The organism is Pseudanabaena sp. PCC 6802 (assembly GCF_000332175.1).
Taxonomy (GTDB): Bacteria; Cyanobacteriota; Cyanobacteriia; order Pseudanabaenales; family Pseudanabaenaceae; genus PCC-6802.
Genome location: NZ_KB235914.1, coordinates 2224398 through 2243094, shown reverse-complemented (window position 1 = coordinate 2243094; position 18697 = coordinate 2224398). Strand labels below are relative to the sequence as shown.

Here is an 18697-nt window from a genome sequence, read left to right as displayed (position 1 = left end):
GCCCCTGCGCCCCTTGAGCGTATGAGAGTTAGACCTTTGGAAATCTCCTTAAACTAATTCTCTCAACTTTACTTGATACTCTTCCTGGGTAATCCGACCCGCTTCGAGATCGGCGCTGAGAGCCTGCATCTGTGGCTCCAGTTCTTTTTGCTTCGCGGCGATCGCCTCTTCGTTCTCCTTATATACTGTTTCTCCTTCTTTCTTCGCTGCCTTAAAGGCTTGCTTGAGGCTCATGGCATCCATTTGGCAACCGCTGGCAAAGTATTGGTTAGCAACCTTGCCAATTGCCCAGGTAGTGGTAAAAGCCGTAGCTGCACCGACAGCACTGCCAAATACGGGTACGAGTTTCGCCAGGTTGCTCACCGCAATGCGGGCACCCGTCCAACCAATACTGCCAAAGAAGGCTTTTTTGAGGTCGGCTTGCGTGCGATCGTAGCCCCAGCGCTCGCCAATATCCTGTACCATATCCAACTGGCTCCAGTAGATGTATAGATCGACGGCGATCGCGATCCCTGGGAATGGGAAAGCACCTAGTACGGCGTTGAGGAAGCAATAGTCTCTAATTTCGTTATCGACTTCAATCTCTCGTTTCTTGGCATCGGCAATCTGTTTAACCTGCTTGGAGAAAGAGGATCTTTCAGCCCTGCATTGCAAATCGTGAATTCTTTCCTCTTTCTGCCACAGATCGAATTTTGTGAAAGTGTTAGCGATTTTGTTTAAAAGCGCTTGCTCTTCAACGCTACAGTTCCCATCAATGTTAGCCATGGTATAGGCAGACTGGTAAACCAGTTCCTGCGCCGCCGTACTGCCAATTTGTGCGAGCAACTCATCTACATTCATTTCTTCGCTCAACAGGCTTTCGATCGTGACTCCCTCGGGTAATTCGATCTCCCCGAAAGCCTGAGCCAGACTGCTAGACTCTTCATCCAAAACCTGACCGTCCGCCTTCGCCATGTACACCAGTACCTTAAAGCATGATAGAACTTCTTGTTGATTGACAGACATAGATCGTGCTCCTTCATCTCAATTCCGTATATTTGTTTTTAACAGATCGCAAAAAACTTCGTCTGTCAAGAAACATACCCGTCATTTTAGCTATTTCAGAGCGTCATAAGCCAGGGTCGTGCGCGATCGGGGTTTGGCTCCCCTCTTCTTGGAGAGGAGGGAGAGAAGTAAGGTGGGCATTGCCCACCCTACGAATCTAAAAGGCTAATAGCTAATAGCTAATAGCTTTAATAGTGATTGCCTACCTTACGGCGGTGGGCAGCGGGCAAGGCATCTGGATCCGATACGCGTCCGGCTTCGGCGGTGGCGTAGACGATCCAGTGATCGCTGCATTCCATGCGGCTAACTACTTCGCATTCAATGAATGCCAGGGCATCAGCCAGAATGGGGGAACCATTTTGGGCTGGGTAATTTTTGATGCCCTCAAAGCGATCGGCACCGGGTGCAAACCGCTTCAAGAAATGCTGCATGATTTTGGAGTAATTGCCTTCTTCCAATACATTCAGGACAAAGGTATCTCCCACATGCATAAAAGATTCGATCGCTCTATCTTTAGCTACGGCGATCGATATGCCTAAAGGCTTGAAGCTCACCTGCGACACCCATGAGGCCAGCATGGCGCTGCTAATATCGCCTTTCTTAGCCGTAATGATATACAACCCACCTGCTATGCGCCCGAGTGCCTTATCCATGTCCACGTCTAGCGACTTCATGTGCTGGATCGTTTGTTTGCGGGTGAGGATTTGCCCCAAGTCCGTACCGGCTTCATCGCAGAGTTGATAGGTCGATTCGCTCGGAGCCTCGCGGACGCGAATCATGGGGAAAGCGGGAATTAGGCCCAAATCCTTAAATCTGTTATTAAGCAGGTCGATTGACTGGTCTTCACCGCCAAATGACTCGAATAAACCGATGTATTGCTTTTCATGGGCAGCAGCAAAAATTGCGCCGAGGGCGGTCTGGGCGGAAGCCAGCGATGCGGGCGGCACGCCAATTACCAGGGCTGCCGATTTTTCTACCAGTTCGCGCAATTCCTGCATGTCCGTTGCCTTGAGGTCGATCATCTCGACCCCAACCCCAGTTTTGGCAATACCCCTGGCTAGGACTTGCGACAGGCGATCGCTATAGCCGTAATCGGAGACATAAAATACCGCTACCATCGTTTCACCCTTGGTCTGAGCTTGGCTCCAGGTGCGATAGTTTTCGGTCATTTCCTTGAGGTTATAGCGCAGCAGAGGCCCGTGCCCAGTTGCCACCGTATCTAATGGTGGTAGCTCGTCCATGCGCTTCATGGCTGCCAGTACCGATCTGGCATTCGGCCCCATCAAGCAATCGTAATAAAAGCGGTAGTCCGGCGCGATCTTGTTTAAATCTTCGTCGTAGGTATGCTCGTCGCAGTAATGCATCCCGAATACGTCGCAGGTATAGAGGATGGAAGTTTTGAAGTCGAAGGTCAACATTGTGTCCGGCCAATGGAGATTGGGAGCCATCACAAACTGGAGGATATGACCGTTACCGAGATCGATCTGGTCGCCATTTTTGACGATTTTTTGCGTGAAAGGCTCGTGTATTAGATTTTCTAAAAATTGCATGGCGACTTTGGTACCAACCACCGTTGCTTGCGGTGCGAGTGCCAGCACGTCTTTAACTAAGCCACTATGGTCGGGTTCCGTGTGACTGATAACCAGATAGTCGATTTGGGCGGGATCGATTTGCCCGGCGAGCGTATCCATGTAAAGCTGGCGAAATTTGGCATGGGAGGTATCGATTAGTGCAGTTTGCTCGCCCTTAATAATGTAAGAGTTATATGTAGTGCCGTTCTGCAAGCCAAACTCAATGTCGAAGCGATCGCGATCCCAGTCCAGCGATCGCAAAGCAGTAGTATCAGAGGCAATTTCAACCGTTTGCATCGTCAACCTGCTCGTTTTAGTAGGGGCTGTGAGAGCTGCCATGATTTTGTCCTCCGGCGATCGCGAATAAATTAACTGTTTATTAAGTTTTCTTTCTTTTAGTTTAGTACTTGTAATAAACTTCGTCTAATCAACAATTGCAATGGTTTGTATTAGCTTTGGCAATTGCGTTATTCAATACTACTTGAGATATATTCTGTCATCTATCTTTGGTTATTTCTTAATAGAATGCACTGAAATAAATAAGAATTGTCATAGGAAATTGCCCTGAACCCTAAGGGTAGGAACAAGGCACTACCCCTACGGATAACAACATCGCACAATTAATAAAAATCTGGTCAATTCACTTGTAAACTTTACAAATGCTTGAATCTAAATTACCCGTATCAGAGCCTACGTCAGAAATTAGCGTTACCTGGCAGGAATATCATCAGAAAATCGAAACTCTTGCCTACAAGATCTATCAATCTGGGTGGGAATTTAATCAAATACTTTGCTTAGCACGAGGCGGTCTGCGTGTTGGCGATACGCTCTCTCGCCTGTACAAACTCCCCTTAGCAATTTTGTCCGTGTCATCCTATGGCGGTACGGGCGATCGCACTAGAGGCGCAATTACATTCTCTCCAACCATCTCCATGACCACCCAAAAATTGGGCAGTAGGGTGCTTTTAGTTGACGATCTGGTGGACTCGGGTACGACTCTAGCACAAACATTGCAATGGTTAAAACAGCATGACGTATATGAAATTGAAGCGATCGAGACAGCCGTAATTTGGTACAAAGCCTGTTCTGCAATTGCTCCAGATTTTTATGTAGATTACCTACCCGACTCGCCCTGGATCCATCAACCATTTGAGATCTACGAGCATATGGATTTATCGGAGATGGCGGATGACGGATAGCGGATGATGGATGGTGGACGGCGGACGGTGGACGGTGGACGCAGGGGACGCAGGGGACGCAGGGGACGCAGGGGTTTAGCATTTGTCAACAATGTTTGTGCTTGATGCGTAGACTGTCGGACAAATGCTAAACCCTTACTATCGGTTCCACGAGAGGAATAGGGCGAAGCAGGTGATGGACAGACGAGCGATCGCATCAGGAGCGATCGCATTGAGATTTGTCAGTAATGCTCGCGTTTGATGCGTAGACTGTCGGACAAATGCTAAACCCTTACTATCGGAGATTCCCAAACCAGATATTTCTACAGTCGTGGCTAGCGAGTAGAGTGTAGGCTTCGCCTTGAGAAACTTGCAGCCGAGTCTCCAGTAGCTGCACCGCCTGCATCCAATGGCTGTCTGCTTCGGGAGCGGTATCTATAAAAATCTCATCATCCAAGTACAAGCGGAACCAGAATACAACCGCCTGAGCTTCGCCATCCGCGATCGCTCTTACATCTATCGTCCGTTCTTCCGATTGGATATCCTCGCCCGCAAAGTCAAAATCGAATACTGCAAACACCTCCGATAATACTTTGTGGGGGTAGTGGTGGAGTTGTCTTTGCAGATAGGCTGGTGTTGATGAGAATGTATTGAAGAGACTGACATCAAAGCCAGTGACGGTCTGAACGCGGTCTTCATCAAGCAATTGTGGACTTTCGACCAGAACGCCATAGACCCTAGCGCGTTGAGGCAGAATTTTAGCATCGGGTTTTAATAGATGCGATCGCGCGTGTTTAATCGTAGCGATCGCGTCTTCGCCTAGCAAGCCCACATCAAAGATTTCACAAACCAGGAGATCGGCTTTGGTCGGCATATGAATACCTACAACCATATTGGTAGATTTCTTATTTACAATCGCAATGCGATCGCTCAGTCCATTAACGCGCACGATTTCTCTAGCGATATCCGCAATCGGCAGGACGACTTCGCAACTAATTACTTGCTGTGCCCCTGCTCTTGCTGCCATCATGGCAAGCAACCCCGATCCAGAACCAATATCGAGTACGACAGAGTTGGGTTCTACCAGCTTCGCAATTGAGCGATCGTAGCGATCGCTGCGCTGCCGATCGTTGAGCATGGCAAAGTGCCAGCGCGGTACTAGTTTCAGGTGCAACAGGCTAAGATTTTTTCGCACTTCCGGGTAGTCCGGTCGGAGCGCCAGCGCTTGCTGATAAGAAGCGATCGCGGGTTCCAATTTATGCACTTGTTCGAGGGTAAGTCCCAGGTTGCAGTAAGCTTCAGGATAATTCGGCTCGATGGCGATCGCATGTTCGTAGCAATTAATCGCATCGTCGTGGCGTTCCAAAATCCGCAATGTATTGCCCAGGTTGTACCAGGCAATATAAAAGTCCGGGTAAATAGCGATAGAGCGATCGTAAAACGCGATCGCTTCCTGGTGGCGATTTAGCCTTTCCAAGTTAATCCCTAAATTATTCCAAGCGTCGTAGAAATCTGGATTAAGGCCAATCACTTTGCGGTAACTGCCGATCGCTTGTTCGTATTGTCCTAACTTTTCTAATCCCAGGGCGCGGTTGTACCACGCTTCATAAAACCCCGGTCTGGAGGCTAAAGCTTTGTCATAGCTGGCGATCGCCTCCTCATGGCGATCGAGATAACTCAGCGCATTACCTCGGTTGTACCATGCCTGGGCGTATTCGGAGTTAGCCGCTAAGGCTTTGTCATAGCTGGCGATCGCGTCATCGTAACGACCTGACAACTCCAGGACAACACCGCGTTCGTTCCATACCTCGTACAGATACGAGTCCATGTCGAGAGCAACATCGAACTTAGCGATCGCTGCTTCTAATTGACGATCTTGACTTAATTGGATACCCTCCTGTATCAGTTGCTGAATCGATATCCGTTCCCCATTTTTCTGCACGTCCTCAGTTCCCAAATTTTTGGTCTCGCTCATTTTTCTGCCCCTCACGATTAAACTACAAACCAAATAAACCGATCAAACGCTGGCGCACCCACAGGAGTAGATTCTTACCATCTTCTGGCGCGTCTGCCAAACCGAGTTTTCTGAGTTGCTTTTGAGTCAAAGCCAATTCCTCCTGTCGCTTGCATATTTCCCGCGCGATCGACTCCGCTAGATTGGGATAGCTTTGCAGCAACCTGGTCAGCCCATTGCGGTTAACCGCGAATAGGGTAGTGTCCTCTAGCGCTTCTACAGTGGCGGTGCGGGGGATATCTAGCATGAGTGCCAACTCCCCCACAAAATCTCCCTTCTTGAGCGTAGCAAGCTGCTTATCTAGCTTTAGTAACTTTACATCTAAACTGCCGGAGAGGATAATATAAAAGTCATCCCCTGGCTCGTCTTCTCGAAACAGAATCTCTCCGGCTTTAATACTTCTGCGATAGCCAACTTCTATTAGTTGCCGTAGTTCCAGATCGCTAAAGTTCTGGAAGTAGGCAATCTGACGCAGCATATCCCTTAAATAGAGTGGCGATCCAGGTTGACTCTCGAATCCCTGAGCCTCCAGATTGTGGGTCTCCAGGCTTTGAGCTTCCAAGCCCCGCATTTTCAGCACATCTTCAACCTTACTCCCATAGGCCATGAGTTCTTCAGGATTTTTTAACCACATTTCTGTCTGTACAAATGGAACCTTAATGCGATTGAGACACAACTCGCGATTGATCCGAAAATATAACGAGCTTTTAATCTGCGCTTCGAGATCGATGCGTTTAATCCACACCCACAGTTCAAACTGCAACGAACTATCACCAAAACCCCTAAACAGAACTTCCGGTGGATAGGCATGAACGACATCGGGTTCGCTATGGGCAACCCTTGCCAGTATTTCCGTCACGAGTAGCGGATCTGTGTCGAACTCGACTCTCACAGGTATTCTAATTCGTCCCGCATAGTTATCGTAGCTCCAATTCACCAGTCGATTTTCCACCAGAAAGCTATTGGGAACGATTACATCGCTACCATCGAGAGTGCGCACTAACGTGGAACGGATCGATATCTCTTTTACATGCCCGGATAGTCCTTCAAATTCCACGAAATCGCCAACTTTGATCTTTCTCTCGAGCAATAATGTCAGGCCGCTGACAAAATTCTTAGTTAGATCCTGCAAACCAAAGCCAATCCCAACCCCCAAACCACCTGCCACCAATGCCAAAGAAGCTAAATTTAAGCCAATACTTTGCAAGACGATAATAAATCCCACCGTGCCAGCACTATAACTGACAATCGTGGCGATCGCGGCGCGGTTGCCCTCATCCATGCCTAACTTGACTAAGAGCTGCGATCGCAAAAAATTCTTGAAAATACTGACTAAGAAAACAATTACAAACAGCGCGATTAAAACACCTAAAGTCAGGCTCAGCGATACCGCCGTATCGCCAATATGAAACAGCGGCGCTGTAAAAAACTGCAATATCGCAGTCAGGAGTTGCTGTAGTTGAGTATCCACAATTCAGTCAATCTCAAGCAGGGTGTTACCATATTATCTAGGCATAGCCAATAAAAGATACTGCATATGACTGCTATTACTATTAACCTCAGCCCTAGTATCAAATTAACAGACGAGCAGTTCTTGCAGCTTTGTCAGAGCAATCCCGACCTCCGTCTCGAACGTACTGCCCAAGAGGAATTAATTGTCATGCCGCCAACTGGATGGGGAACCGGAAATCGCAATAGCAAACTGAACCAGCGTTTGGGTAATTGGGCGGATGCCGACGGTACGGGACTGGTTTTTGATTCTTCAACAGGGTTTACCTTGCCTAATGGCGCAGATCGTTCGCCTGATGCATCTTGGGTGAGACGAGAGCGATTGCTAGCACTGCAATGCGATCCGGCCAAGTTTCTCCCTATGGCTCCCGACTTTGTGGCGGAATTGCGCTCTGAGACGGATAATCTGGAGAAATTGCAGCGAAAAATGCAGGAATATATCAAGAATGGCGTGCGCTTGGGCTGGTTGCTCGATCCTAAAAATCAGCGCGCAGAAATCTATCGTCCTGGGAAAGATGTGGAAGTTTTATTTGCTCCTACCAGCTTATCGGGCGAGGATGTATTGCCTGGATTTGTCCTCGATCTGGCCCAAATCTTGAGTTGAAGTGATAGCAAAAATACTTGTCGCAATTTTTCAAAGTTATGGGCTTTAATCCCTTTGAGCAAGTCTCGCAATTTTTTAAAGATCGGTTCTGGGTCAGCGATGAGAAACTTGCCGAGATCTTAGCCAGCGTCAGAGACAGCCTATCGACTATAGAAGTGGTATTAGTTGGCAAAACGCAATCTGGGAAAAGCTCGATTATTCGCGGTCTAACTGGGGTCTCCGCCGACATAGTAGGGCAGGGTTTTCGACCCCACACCCAACACACCCAGCGCTACGATTACCCTTCTAGCGATCTCCCTATTCTGACGTTTATCGATACAGTCGGATTGGGCGATGCGGATCGAAATACGCAAAAAATAATCGAGGAACTCTGTACCGATCTAGAGCAAAGCCCCAGAGCCAGAGTTCTAATCTTAACCGTCAAAATTACGGATTTTGCTAACGATGCCCTGCTACAGGTCATTAAAGGACTGCGGCAACGGTTCCCTGCAATTCCCTGTATTTTAGCCGTCACCTGTTTGCATCTGTTGTATCCTCCAAACGCAGATCGTGCAGAATATCCACCTGCCTCGGAACCGATCGCTAGAGCATTTGCAGCTCTCAAGAAAGACTTTGGCTCGACAAAAAAGGAGCGCGTTCTGTACGATCGCGCGGTTTTAATTGACTTCACGCTGGAGGAGGATGGGTTCGATCCTGTCTTTTATGGTTTAGATGCATTACGAGATGCGATCGCCGATCTGCTACCTGAAGCAGAAGCCAAAATGCTTCGGGAACTGGTTGACCGCGAGCAAAATCTGCAAAAACAGTTGGGTCATCTCTACAAAGGCGTGGCACTGCGCTACTTATCAACCTATGCCGTGCTAGCAGCAACCATTGCTGCTGTACCCTTACCGTTTGCTACCATGCCAGTTCTCACCGCCACGCAAGTCTCAATGGTGGTGCTGTTAGGCAATTTATACGGTCAAACCCTCAGTCCATCGCAAGCGGGCGGACTGATCGCCTCCATCGGTGGCGGCTTTGTCGCGCAAACCTTGGGTCGAGAGCTAATCAAATTCGTGCCGGGGTTTGGCAGCGTTGTGGCAGCATCCTGGGCAGCGGCATATACCTGGGCGTTGGGAGAGGCCGCCTGTTTTTACTTTGGAGAGTTAATGCAGGGCAAGAAACCTAACCTGGAAAGGGTAAATGATGTCATGAAGGAGGCTTTCCGCACAAAACAGGAGCAGTATAAGAAATCTAACCTATCCCCATCGATCGCGCAGGTTGAGAAGGCATGATTGTATTAAAGCCCTGGCAAATTGCGCTACTGATTTTACCGCTTGCCGCGATCGCGTTGTTTTTGCTGTTTGCGGCTGGGGTTCAAATTCAGGCTTGGGGAATTTCCTGGATTTGGGGATTGGCGATCGTTCTATTCGTAGGATGGCTCTGGTTGTTGACAAAATGGACGGGCACCGCGATCGCGCAACGGGAAGAATTTTCCGTTGACTGGCAAGAATTTGCGGATAAATTACCCGTTCAGTCCGGTGATGGTGCCGATAAAGTCCGGCAAGTGGAAGTCATCTTAAAAAATGTCGTACAAGTGTCGCGTGCTGATAAGCCCGTATGGGAAGACATGCAAACCTTTTGGCAGCGCTGTCATGGCTTGGTTAGCGCGATCGCCCAGGTTTATTACCCCGACATCAAATATCCATTGCTCAATATTTATATTCCCCAAGCCTATGGCCTGATTCGAGGCACCGTTGACGATCTAGATCGTTGGATGCACGGTCTTTCACCGCTACTGAACAAGATATCTGTAGGTCAAGCCTATGAAGCTTACGAAAAATACGGACGATTCTCTCCCTGGTTGCAAAAAGCTCTCCAGGTCTGGGATTGGTCGTTATGGATAAGAAATCCCGCCGCAGCATTAGCCAAACAGGCCAGCCAGAGTACCAGCGATCGCGCCAAACAGCAGTTACTAGCAAATTTAGGCCAAGTAGCGCGAGAATATGCGTTCCAGCATCTCGCCCAGCGATCGGTTGCCCTGTATGGCAACGCCGATCTGCCATTGACAGATCGATTCTCTCCTTCCAGCCAGCAAACCCAGACTCTACGAGAGATTCTAGAACAGGCTCAACCCATCGATGAGATTCAGCAAAAGCCCGTAGAAATACTGCTGGTCGGGCGCACTGGGGCTGGCAAAAGTAGTTTGATTAATAGCTTGTTTCAGGAGCAACTGGCAGCAGTCGATCTATTACCCAACACCACCGAATGCCAAAAATTTACCTGGCAAGACGATATCGTACTGTGGGATGCCCCCGGTTACGAGCAGGTCGATCGCCCCGATCTGCGCGAACAGGTGTTGCATCTCGCCGCCAGCGTTGATGCATTGATTCTGGCTACCCCTGCTTTAGAGCCAGCCCTCCAAATGGATGCGGATTTTCTCAAGGCCGTGCAGACTAGAGTTGAGAATCTTCCCACGATGGTTGCGGTTACACAGGTCGATCGCTTGCGTCCGGTGCGAGAGTGGCAGACCCCCTACGATTGGCAATTTGGCACTCGCCCCAAAGAGATAGCTATCCGCGATGCCGTCCTTTATCGGGCTGAAGTGTTACGCGACCTGTGCGATCGGGTGATTCCAGTCGTTACCACCGATCCGACACTGGGTAGGGCGGAATGGAACGTCGAAGCACTATCAAATCTACTCATCGAAAATCTAGATCCGGCAAGACAAGCCCGCGTAGCGCGCTGGACGAACAGCGCAAACGTTCAAGCCACGGCAGCAGCTAAACTCATCGATCGCCGTGCTATGAATCTGTCCGTGGGGCAAGATGTCGCATCTATGCTTAAAAGTGCGGGCGCTGGGCTGCTGTTCCAATTGCGAGGGATGGCAGCGCTCTCAGTGTTGCTTGGGAATATCCCCGTGGAACAAGTTCCCGCAATTGTTGGGAAGGTATTGATGGTGTGCGACTTGTACAAACTCTTCAAACCAAATCTCAATTTCTTTCAAGACATCGACTGGAGTTCGCTATCTCCTCTCCTGATGAAATACTCGACTTCTCCTCAAGACGATGCCTGGGCGTTGGGACAAGCATTAGTGGAGTACTTGACTCAAGCTCGAAAACCAGAAGAACTTCAGCAACGATTTGATTTTTATCGGCAACAGCGCAGCTAGTATAGCTGTAGCCACTAGGCTTAGGACGGGGTGCAGGGGTAGAACCCCTGCGTGGGGGCTGTGCCCACACCCCCCCTGTCCTAACAGATCTGTCTATGGCTATATAGCCGTAATTTTTAGAATTGGTATAACCTAACTCTCCAGATCTTCCTTATGAGGGAAAGGGGAGTTCGGAAACCCTTCTCTGTTGCGGGGAGGGGTCAGATCGAGGTAACCCACAAAATCCGCCATAACTAGAAGCATTTGTAGCTAAACTCCCTCTCTAAAGATTAGATCGTCTAGTTCGCTGTAATCTGGCAAAGTAGAATCGACTAATTGCCCGGAACGGATAATCCTGCGATCGCTCTGGGGACGAGACAAAAGTTCGCTAAAATTTCTTGCTTTGCATATGACTAGATCGGCGGGTTGCCCAACGCCAATCTTGCCTGTATTTTCTAATCCCATCAATCGTGCTGGCGTAGATGTAATGGTTTGCAACCAATTGCCGTAGGGACTATCGAGATGAGCGATTTGAACTGACATCGCAAATACCTGCAACAAATCGCCATCGCCAAAACTATAGAAGGGATCTCGACAGTTATCCTGAGCGATCGCTACTTCTACTCCCATCGCTTTTAACTCTTGCATTAAGGTGACACCGCGCCATCTTGGTGTAATACCCGCCTTGCGATCTTGCAAGTATAAATTGCATGTGGGCAGACTGACAATGCCAATCCCCGCTTCCTTTACAAGCGCAATTGTCTCCTGAACGGCGATCGCATCTTGGACGGTGAGGCTGCAACAGTGTCCGCAGGTAATCCTGCCTGTAAATTCATGTCGCAACGCCGCTCGCGCCACTCTTAACAGGGTATCGGATTGCGGATTATCGTTCTCATCGGTGTGGAAGTCCAAGTCAAGCTGACGTTCTTTCGCCAGGCTAAATACTCGATCTAGTTGGATATCTATATCGGGATTCAAAAAAGCAACGCCACCCAGAACTGCACCTAGATCGGCAATGCGATCGGCTAGAGCTTTCCCCTCAGTTCCCATAAACCGATCGAGCGTGACGAGGGAAACAGCTTGCAGGGTCAGTCGATCTGCCCAGGTTTGGTGTAATGCCTTAAACACATCCAAACTGATGTCTGCTTGTGGGAACGGACAGTCTAAATGAGTGCGAATGGCTTTTGTCCCGTGGGCATAACTGCACTTCAGCCCGAATTCCATGCGTCGATATAGATCCTCAGAATTCCAGTAGCGATCGCGATCGACCTCCACCACCTGCAAAGCATTGACAAAAGTCCCATCGAGATTGGGAGTGCGATTCCAAATATGTCCCTTATCGAGATGGGTATGCATATCAATAAAGCAAGGTAAAACCATGCCTTGCCTTAGATCTATTTGTTCTATATGAGATGATGTGCGATGAGCTGAGTTAGTGGGAATCACCGTATGAATCTTGCCATCTAGAATTTCTAGATCGAAGGCGGCAATGCCTTCCCAACTAGCATTTACGTTAAATTCTCGGTCGAGCAAACACGTTGGGATATGGCAATTTGTTAACCAGTAGTGCGGAGATGCGATCGCGTGTAACATGCAGTTAGTTTATCTCCTTACGTGAAAGTTTGGAAACCCAAATCGATCTTATCCAGGTATAGGGCTGGCTGCTTTATACTAGATTAGTCCCTTACCAGAGAATCATCATGGTCACGCTTCAGCTTCGGCAATTGGTGGTGCATCCAGGTCAAAGAATCCAGCTTCAAGAGGTTAACTGGCAAGAATTTGAAGCCATTCTCGACGAGCTAGGGGACAAACGCGCTTGTAGAATTGCCTATAGTGATGGAGTGTTAGAAATTCGGATGCCTTTACCGAAACATGAAAAAGCTAAAGTCTTGATTGGGGATATGGTTAAAATCCTGCTGGAGGAACTTGACATTGATAATGAGTGTTTTGGTTCCAGTACCTTCAAGCGTCGGGACATGGCGAAAGGAATTGAGCCAGATGACTGCTTTTACATTAAAAATGCTGCCCAAATGATTGGCAAAGACCGACTAGATTTAACTGTAGATCCCCCTCCCGATCTGGCAATTGAGGTAGACGTTACTTCTAAAACTGGGCTGGATGCTTATCAAGCATTGGGAGTTCCCGAACTATGGCGGCTTGAGGACGGACAACTGCGAATTAGCTTGCTACAAAATGGGCAGTATCAGGATGCTAATTTCAGTCCTAACTTTCCCAACTTCGCGATCGTGGACGGTGTCGCTCAATTTCTAGAACGCAGTCAAACTGAAGGACGCAGTCAAACCCTGAAAGCATTTCGGCAATGGGTACGCAAATTGTTGTAATTGGGACAGTCCACCCGTAGTTATCCCAACTAGTAGCATGGGGCAGGCACGGGGGTACTGCCCCTACAGGCATTGGACTGATAATTAGCGAAATCGATTGCGCCAATTCCGCTGATATTTGGTATCGTTGAGACCGCCTTGTCCGTAGAGATTCTCGCGTTCAATTCGCTCGTTTAAAGCTGCAATTCTCTCATTCGCACCTGGGTGGGTACTGAGAAATCCAGGTACGCCATTACCCGATTTGCTAGCTAGTTTTTGCAAAAAGGCAGGCAGGGCTTGCGGTGCGTAGCCAGATCGGGCGATCGTCTCCAACCCACGGCGATCGGCATCAAATTCTGCTTCGCGGCTATTTGGCAAGCGCAAAGCTAGTTGAACGCCAATCTGAACAAACTGATCGCGATCCAACCCTGCGACAGAAGCGACTCCCTGTGCCAGTGCCATTTGCTTGATTTGTTCGAGGGCGTGGCGGCCAGAAATATGTCCCATTTCGTGAGCGATTACTGCTGCTAACTGGGCGCGATTATCGGCTGCGGCGATCGTACCAGTATTGACGTAAACGAATCCACCCATTGTGGCAAAAGCATTGATATTTTTATCCTCAACCACCTGAAACGTATAGGGAAGGTTGGGGCGATCGCTATTGCGCACCAGTCCTTCGCCAATGGCTCTAACTAGAGCGTTGGCGGCAGGATCTCGACTAATTCTCACCTCCGAAGCAAGCTGGCGATCCAATTGTCTGCCCAATTGCACTTCATCCTGGTCGGAAACGTTTGAGAGCTGCATCACCTGAATCACGGATGGCACGGCCCTAAACAGATCTGTCCAGTCCAGTGCCTCGGCGATCGCGGGGTTGAAATTAATTGCCAATACTGTGGTTAAAACACTTGCCAGTAGGAATCTTTGATAGCGTTTTAGATTCCTCCATGCGATCTGAAATAAGGATTTGTGCCATTGTGTGTCCTGTATCACCGCAGTTACCTCAAACAACCTTGACTCATTTTATGCTTATACCAATTTAAATTGTTGTGGTTACAGATGGGGGGTGGGGGCGTTGCCCCCACGAAGGGGTTCCACCCCTTCACCCCGCTCGATCTGTCGTGTTTACTGTTCAAATTGGTATTACTTTCCAAGACTAGGCTAGCCGTAAATATGTTGCACAATAAGCTACAATGCCAAATCCGCACGACTTGCATACCTTGAGCGATCGCCTGCTCCAACTCATCACTTCAGATATGGCTTCAAGATGGTTTGGATTTCAGCCTGTACTGCCTCGCTACTTTGGCTGCCATCAACGCGCACTATGCGATCTCCTTCTCTCATCGCCAATTCCCTAAATCCCCGCACAACCCGTTGATGAAATTCTAGATCCAAACGTTCCATGCGATCGGGATTACCGGAGACCTGTTTGGCTCTGGCTAATCCCACCGAAACTTCTAAATCCAGCCAGAGAGTAACGTCCGGTTGCAGTCCGTTGGTCGCAATGCCATTAATCCGAGCGATCGCATCTAAGTCCATGCCTCTGCCGTAACCCTGGTAGGCGATTGTGGAATCATAGTAGCGATCGCAGAGAACGATAAAACCCCGATCTAGATGTGGTTGAATGCAGGTTTCTACGTGATGCGCCCGATCCGCCATCAACAGCAATAACTCAGCGCGATTTGAAACTTCCCCACCCTGTAGTAATAATGCACGAATCTTCTGACCGAGTTCCGTGCCACCGGGTTCGCGGGTGGTTGTGACTGGATAGTCAAGCGATCGCAACCATGCCTCGGTCAGCTTAAGTTGAGTGGTCTTACCACCACCCTCCCCACCTTCAAACGTGACGAACAGGCCAGACATAGATAATTCCCGAAATCAGGGTAAGTGCCAGTGCCAACCAGAATAGCAGTAATGCTCCGGGCAATTGCACAATCAAAGCCGCTACTGCCACAATCTGCACTACGGTTTTAGCTTTTCCCCACAAGTTTGCGCCTACAATTGGCGATCGTTCCGATCTGTCCGCACTAGAATGGCCAGATTCGACGGAACTAATACTGGGAGCACCGCGCCAGCCAGTAATGACAATCTCCCTTGCCACAATCAAAAATACACCCCAGGCGGGAATCTGCCCCATTTCTACTAACATCAACATCGGTGCCAGAATTAACAGCTTATCCACTAAGGGATCGAGGAACTTGCCCAGATCGCTAACCTGTTGCAAGCGCCTTGCTAAATATCCATCCAGCCAGTCCGTCAGTGCTGCCACCAGGAAGGCACTGAGCGCGATCGCACGATTGACGCGATCGTCCCAACTCAAAGCCACCAGAATAATCGGTACCGCCGCCAGGCGGGATAGTGTGACCCAAGTAGGAATGGTAATTGTGGGGAAATACTGCAACATTAATGTTTTTCGTGGCGCTGCCTTGCTGTTTCAGGAGGTTCCCTACGATCGCGATCGCAGCCAGGATCACGGCTGGGATTGCGATCGTCGGAGTTAGAACCATTACTAGAGATGTAGTTAGTATCGGCGATCGCTTTCTGCTTAGTTCGCTTTTGCTTTTGTTGCTGGCGGATGCGCAGCCACACCTGCCAACAGGCATAAACCATCAACACCGTACTGACAGAAGCATAGGTGCCTCCGGCTGGTATGCCAACAAACGCCAGGGCAAGGCTGCCTACCCACAACGTGAGGGAATAGATAAACAGAACGGTACGCCGTTTAGAGATCCCAGCATTGACTAAGCGGTGGTGGAGGTGATGTTTGCCAGCTACCATAGGCGACTGCCCTTTGCGCAAACGTTGCAAGATTACCGCTGAAGCATCCAGAATGGGGACTGCCAGAATGATGTAGGGAAGTACCACTGCTACGGTTGTGACGCTTTTGGCTAAGCCGATTACACTTACTCCTGCCAGCGTGAAGCCCAAATAATAGGCTCCACCATCTCCCATAAAAATATCGGCTGGGCTGGACGGCTTGAAGTTGTAACGCAAAAAAGCGAGACATCCCCCCGCTAAGGCAGCAGCGATCAGAGCCGCAGCGGGCTGTTTCATAAATAGGCTCGTAATCAAAATTACGGCAGCAGCAATGGCCGAAACCCCAGATGCCAAGCCATCTAAGCCATCAATCCAGTTCACCGCATTTGCCATCCCTGCCAGCCAGGTGACGGTAATTGGCAAGCTGAATACGCCAAATTTGATGATGCCAACAAATGGGATGGAGATGAAATCGATGCGCACGCCAACTCGCCAGGCGGCAGCTGCGATCGCCAGTTGCGCGATCAACCTGCCCAGAGCTGGCAGATCGTAAAGATCGTCCAACAACCCGAGCAGAAAGAATGCTGCCCCACCAATCGTGACCCCCCAGACTTCATATTCTTTAAATGGTGGCAAAACCTCAAACCAGCCAATCCACCATACTAATAACAGGGCGGAAAGAGTACCTAAAAAAATCGATACGCCCCCAAGCCGCACCACGGGAACCGTATGCATCTTGCGAGCGTTGGGCTTGTCAGTTAAGCCAGCTTTTAAGCCGATTTTACGGATGATGGGAGTACTACACCACACAACCAATGCGGAGGCTATAAAAGCAAACAAATACGGAATAGCGTGTTGATGCAGCATGGACTCGCACTATCTATAGCTTGCCGATCGCAAGCATATCAAAGTTTGGTATTTTGCCAATGGTTTTGAGGATACGCTACTGCGATTCCTTTCTAGCTGTTGCTAATAGCTGTTAGCTATTAGCAACAGCTATTAGCTAGACAAGGCTCGGTACTTTTAGCAGTTCTGCTGTGTTTAACTCTGCATATAAAGGAAAGCGATCGCACAGATTCGCAACTCTTTGACGGCAGCTAGCGGCGATCGTTTCATCTTCAGGGTTGAGCAGGCGATCGGCAATGATATTGGCGATTTCCTGAAATTCGGCTGTCCCCAAGCCCCGCGTAGTCATGGCAGGGGAACCCAACCGCAGACCGCTAGTCACAAATGGCGACTCGGGATCGAAGGGAACAGTATTTTTATTAGCTGTGATATGGACTTCATCTACTAGCCGATCGGCTTGCTTGCCCGTCATACCGATACTGCGCAGATCGACCAGCATGAGATGGTTATCGGTGCCTCCAGAGACTAATTTAAAGCCGCGTTGCTGTAGCTGTGCGGCCATGGCTTGGGCGTTAGCAATGACCTGTGCCGAATAGGTTTTAAATTCGGGTTTGAGAGCCTCGCCAAAGGCGACAGCCTTGCCAGCAATGACGTGCTCTAGCGGCCCACCTTGAGAACCGGGGAACACGGCCTTATCTAACTTCTTGCCCAACTCTGGATCGCGGGTGAGGATCAAACCACCACGCGGGCCGCGCAGAGTCTTATGCGTAGTCGTCGTAACTACATCGCAGTGGGGAATGGGATTGGGATGATGTCCCGTTACCACCAGCCCCGCAATATGTGCCACATCGGCAAGGAGGTAAGCACCGATCTCGTCGGCGATCGCCCTAAACTTGTCGAACTGAATTACGCGCGGGTAGGCAGAATAACCGCAAATTAATAACTTGGGTTGATGTTGCAGCGCCAGATCGCGCACCATATCGTAATCTAGCTGCTCCGTTTCTGCGTTTACGCCATAATGCACGACTTTGAACCATTTGCCAGAAACGTTTACGGGAGAACCGTGGGTGAGGTGGCCGCCGTGGGATAGGTCCATCCCCATAATCGTATCGCCAGGTTCTAGTAACGATAAAAACACGGCAAAGTTAGCCTGCGCCCCCGAATGTGGTTGCACGTTGGCATGAGCCGCGCCAAATAGTTGCTTAGCGCGATCGATCGCGATCGTTTCAATTTCATCGATAAACTCGCAGCCTCCGTAATAGCGCTTGCCGGGCAAACCTTCAGCATATTTATTTGTCAGCACCGACCCCTGCGCCGCCATCACGGCCAGAGAAGTAAAATTCTCGCTCGCAATTAGTTCAATATTATGGCGTTGTCTGCCTATTTCCTTCCCGATCGCCTCTGCTACTAATGGATCTGCCTTAGCCACAAATGATAAGTCTGCCACGTCAACTATCTCCTAAAACGATGCTGGGTTGCATCAAAATCTTGCTAAGCCATGCTAACACGACCGACTTCCCAGAATTGCACCACAGTTATAGCAAGCCAACAGTCTTAGGATAGTTTGCAGGGGGTTCCACCCCTGCGTGGGGGCCGTGCCCCACAGCCCCTGTCCTAACAGATTGTCTATGGCTATAAAACCAAATCGAAGGGTCGATTCCTCAGAATAATTAGGGTATGCTAAGCCTAGAATTGCAGCCTCTAGGTGCAATCAATCTTTGAGCGA

The 18697-nt window shown here is 49.3% G+C and carries 16 protein-coding genes; 5 read left to right on the top strand and 11 right to left on the bottom strand.

Annotated elements, in window-relative coordinates:
- Nucleotides 1-48: 48 nt before the first annotated feature.
- Together PSE6802_RS0115810 and PSE6802_RS0115805 are read right to left on the bottom strand one after the other, a co-directional pair.
- A complete protein-coding gene (locus PSE6802_RS0115810; protein WP_019501023.1) occupies nt 49-1005 on the bottom strand; it encodes a hypothetical protein in 957 nt (318 codons plus the stop codon).
- Between the two features lie 227 nt (nt 1006-1232).
- A complete protein-coding gene (locus PSE6802_RS0115805; RefSeq protein ID WP_026103332.1) occupies nt 1233-2954 on the bottom strand; it encodes a diflavin flavoprotein in 1722 nt (573 codons plus the stop codon).
- 320 nt (nt 2955-3274) lie between these two features.
- Between PSE6802_RS0115805 and PSE6802_RS0115800 the strand changes: the two genes are divergently transcribed.
- Complete coding sequence (locus PSE6802_RS0115800) at nt 3275-3814, top strand: phosphoribosyltransferase (RefSeq protein ID WP_019501021.1); 540 nt, start codon at nt 3275-3277, stop codon at nt 3812-3814.
- A gap of 138 nt (nt 3815-3952) precedes the next feature.
- Here PSE6802_RS0115800 and PSE6802_RS33525 read toward each other — a convergent pair whose 3' ends face one another.
- From PSE6802_RS33525 to PSE6802_RS0115785, 3 genes are read right to left on the bottom strand one after another with little or no spacing between them, the layout of a single operon-like run.
- Nucleotides 3953-4105 carry a hypothetical protein gene (locus PSE6802_RS33525; RefSeq protein WP_156815551.1) on the bottom strand — a complete coding sequence of 51 codons (153 nt, stop codon included), beginning with the start codon at nt 4103-4105 and terminating at the stop codon, nt 3953-3955.
- Entirely contained in the window at nt 4089-5768 is a 1680-nt protein-coding gene (locus PSE6802_RS31190; protein ID WP_019501020.1) for a tetratricopeptide repeat protein, read from the bottom strand. The genes PSE6802_RS33525 and PSE6802_RS31190 overlap by 17 nt, the downstream gene beginning before the upstream one ends.
- 22 nt (nt 5769-5790) lie before the next feature.
- Nucleotides 5791-7278 (bottom strand): mechanosensitive ion channel domain-containing protein, encoded by a 1488-nt coding sequence (locus PSE6802_RS0115785; protein ID WP_019501019.1) that lies wholly within the window; start codon nt 7276-7278, stop codon nt 5791-5793.
- A gap of 66 nt (nt 7279-7344) precedes the next feature.
- On the opposite strand from PSE6802_RS0115785, the gene PSE6802_RS0115780 reads away from it, so the two are divergent.
- The 3 genes from PSE6802_RS0115780 to PSE6802_RS0115770 are packed head-to-tail and all read left to right on the top strand — an operon-like array spanning nt 7345 to nt 11071.
- Nucleotides 7345-7920, top strand: coding sequence for a Uma2 family endonuclease (locus PSE6802_RS0115780; RefSeq protein ID WP_019501018.1), 576 nt, complete (start codon nt 7345-7347; stop codon nt 7918-7920).
- Between the two features lie 38 nt (nt 7921-7958).
- A complete protein-coding gene (locus tag PSE6802_RS29210; RefSeq protein WP_019501017.1) occupies nt 7959-9194 on the top strand; it encodes a GTPase family protein in 1236 nt (411 codons plus the stop codon).
- Nucleotides 9191-11071 carry a GTPase family protein gene (locus tag PSE6802_RS0115770; RefSeq protein WP_019501016.1) on the top strand — a complete coding sequence of 627 codons (1881 nt, stop codon included), beginning with the start codon at nt 9191-9193 and terminating at the stop codon, nt 11069-11071. The genes PSE6802_RS29210 and PSE6802_RS0115770 overlap by 4 nt, the downstream gene beginning before the upstream one ends.
- Before the next feature lie 249 nt (nt 11072-11320).
- Here PSE6802_RS0115770 and PSE6802_RS0115765 read toward each other — a convergent pair whose 3' ends face one another.
- Nucleotides 11321-12643 (bottom strand): cytosine deaminase, encoded by a 1323-nt coding sequence (locus tag PSE6802_RS0115765; RefSeq protein WP_019501015.1) that lies wholly within the window; start codon nt 12641-12643, stop codon nt 11321-11323.
- A gap of 107 nt (nt 12644-12750) precedes the next feature.
- On the opposite strand from PSE6802_RS0115765, the gene PSE6802_RS0115760 reads away from it, so the two are divergent.
- Nucleotides 12751-13392, top strand: a complete 642-nt coding sequence (locus PSE6802_RS0115760) for a Uma2 family endonuclease (protein WP_019501014.1) — start codon at nt 12751-12753, stop codon at nt 13390-13392.
- Between the two features lie 84 nt (nt 13393-13476).
- Here PSE6802_RS0115760 and PSE6802_RS0115755 read toward each other — a convergent pair whose 3' ends face one another.
- The 5 genes from PSE6802_RS0115755 to glyA all read right to left on the bottom strand — a co-directional run bounded on the left by PSE6802_RS0115755 (nt 13477) and on the right by glyA (nt 18418).
- Nucleotides 13477-14361: a M48 family metallopeptidase gene (locus tag PSE6802_RS0115755; protein ID WP_019501013.1), complete on the bottom strand. Its 885-nt coding sequence runs from the start codon at nt 14359-14361 to the stop codon at nt 13477-13479.
- A gap of 252 nt (nt 14362-14613) precedes the next feature.
- Entirely contained in the window at nt 14614-15231 is a 618-nt protein-coding gene (tmk, locus tag PSE6802_RS0115750) for a dTMP kinase (RefSeq protein ID WP_019501012.1), read from the bottom strand.
- Entirely contained in the window at nt 15206-15772 is a 567-nt protein-coding gene (gene pgsA / locus PSE6802_RS0115745) for a CDP-diacylglycerol--glycerol-3-phosphate 3-phosphatidyltransferase (RefSeq protein ID WP_019501011.1), read from the bottom strand. Before pgsA ends, tmk begins: the two co-directional genes overlap by 26 nt.
- On the bottom strand, nt 15772-16992 hold the full coding sequence (locus PSE6802_RS0115740) for a glycosyltransferase family 4 protein (RefSeq protein WP_019501010.1): 1221 nt from the start codon (nt 16990-16992) through the stop codon (nt 15772-15774). The genes pgsA and PSE6802_RS0115740 overlap by 1 nt, the downstream gene beginning before the upstream one ends.
- A gap of 136 nt (nt 16993-17128) precedes the next feature.
- The gene (gene glyA, locus PSE6802_RS0115735; protein WP_019501009.1) at nt 17129-18418 is read right to left on the bottom strand and encodes a serine hydroxymethyltransferase; all 1290 of its coding nucleotides are present in this window, start codon (nt 18416-18418) and stop codon (nt 17129-17131) included.
- Nucleotides 18419-18697: the final 279 nt, after the last annotated feature.

Coding starts and splice junctions, on each gene's coding strand:
- PSE6802_RS0115810 (WP_019501023.1), bottom strand. CDS start 1,005: ATGTCTGTCAATCAACAAGAAGTTCTATCATGCTTTAAGGTACTGGTG.
- PSE6802_RS0115805 (WP_026103332.1), bottom strand. CDS start 2,954: ATGGCAGCTCTCACAGCCCCTACTAAAACGAGCAGGTTGACGATGCAA.
- PSE6802_RS0115800 (WP_019501021.1), top strand. CDS start 3,275: ATGCTTGAATCTAAATTACCCGTATCAGAGCCTACGTCAGAAATTAGC.
- PSE6802_RS31190 (WP_019501020.1), bottom strand. CDS start 5,768: ATGAGCGAGACCAAAAATTTGGGAACTGAGGACGTGCAGAAAAATGGG.
- PSE6802_RS0115780 (WP_019501018.1), top strand. CDS start 7,345: ATGACTGCTATTACTATTAACCTCAGCCCTAGTATCAAATTAACAGAC.
- PSE6802_RS29210 (WP_019501017.1), top strand. CDS start 7,959: ATGGGCTTTAATCCCTTTGAGCAAGTCTCGCAATTTTTTAAAGATCGG.
- PSE6802_RS0115770 (WP_019501016.1), top strand. CDS start 9,191: ATGATTGTATTAAAGCCCTGGCAAATTGCGCTACTGATTTTACCGCTT.
- PSE6802_RS0115765 (WP_019501015.1), bottom strand. CDS start 12,643: ATGTTACACGCGATCGCATCTCCGCACTACTGGTTAACAAATTGCCAT.
- PSE6802_RS0115760 (WP_019501014.1), top strand. CDS start 12,751: ATGGTCACGCTTCAGCTTCGGCAATTGGTGGTGCATCCAGGTCAAAGA.
- tmk (WP_019501012.1), bottom strand. CDS start 15,231: ATGTCTGGCCTGTTCGTCACGTTTGAAGGTGGGGAGGGTGGTGGTAAG.
- pgsA (WP_019501011.1), bottom strand. CDS start 15,772: ATGTTGCAGTATTTCCCCACAATTACCATTCCTACTTGGGTCACACTA.
- PSE6802_RS0115740 (WP_019501010.1), bottom strand. CDS start 16,992: ATGCTGCATCAACACGCTATTCCGTATTTGTTTGCTTTTATAGCCTCC.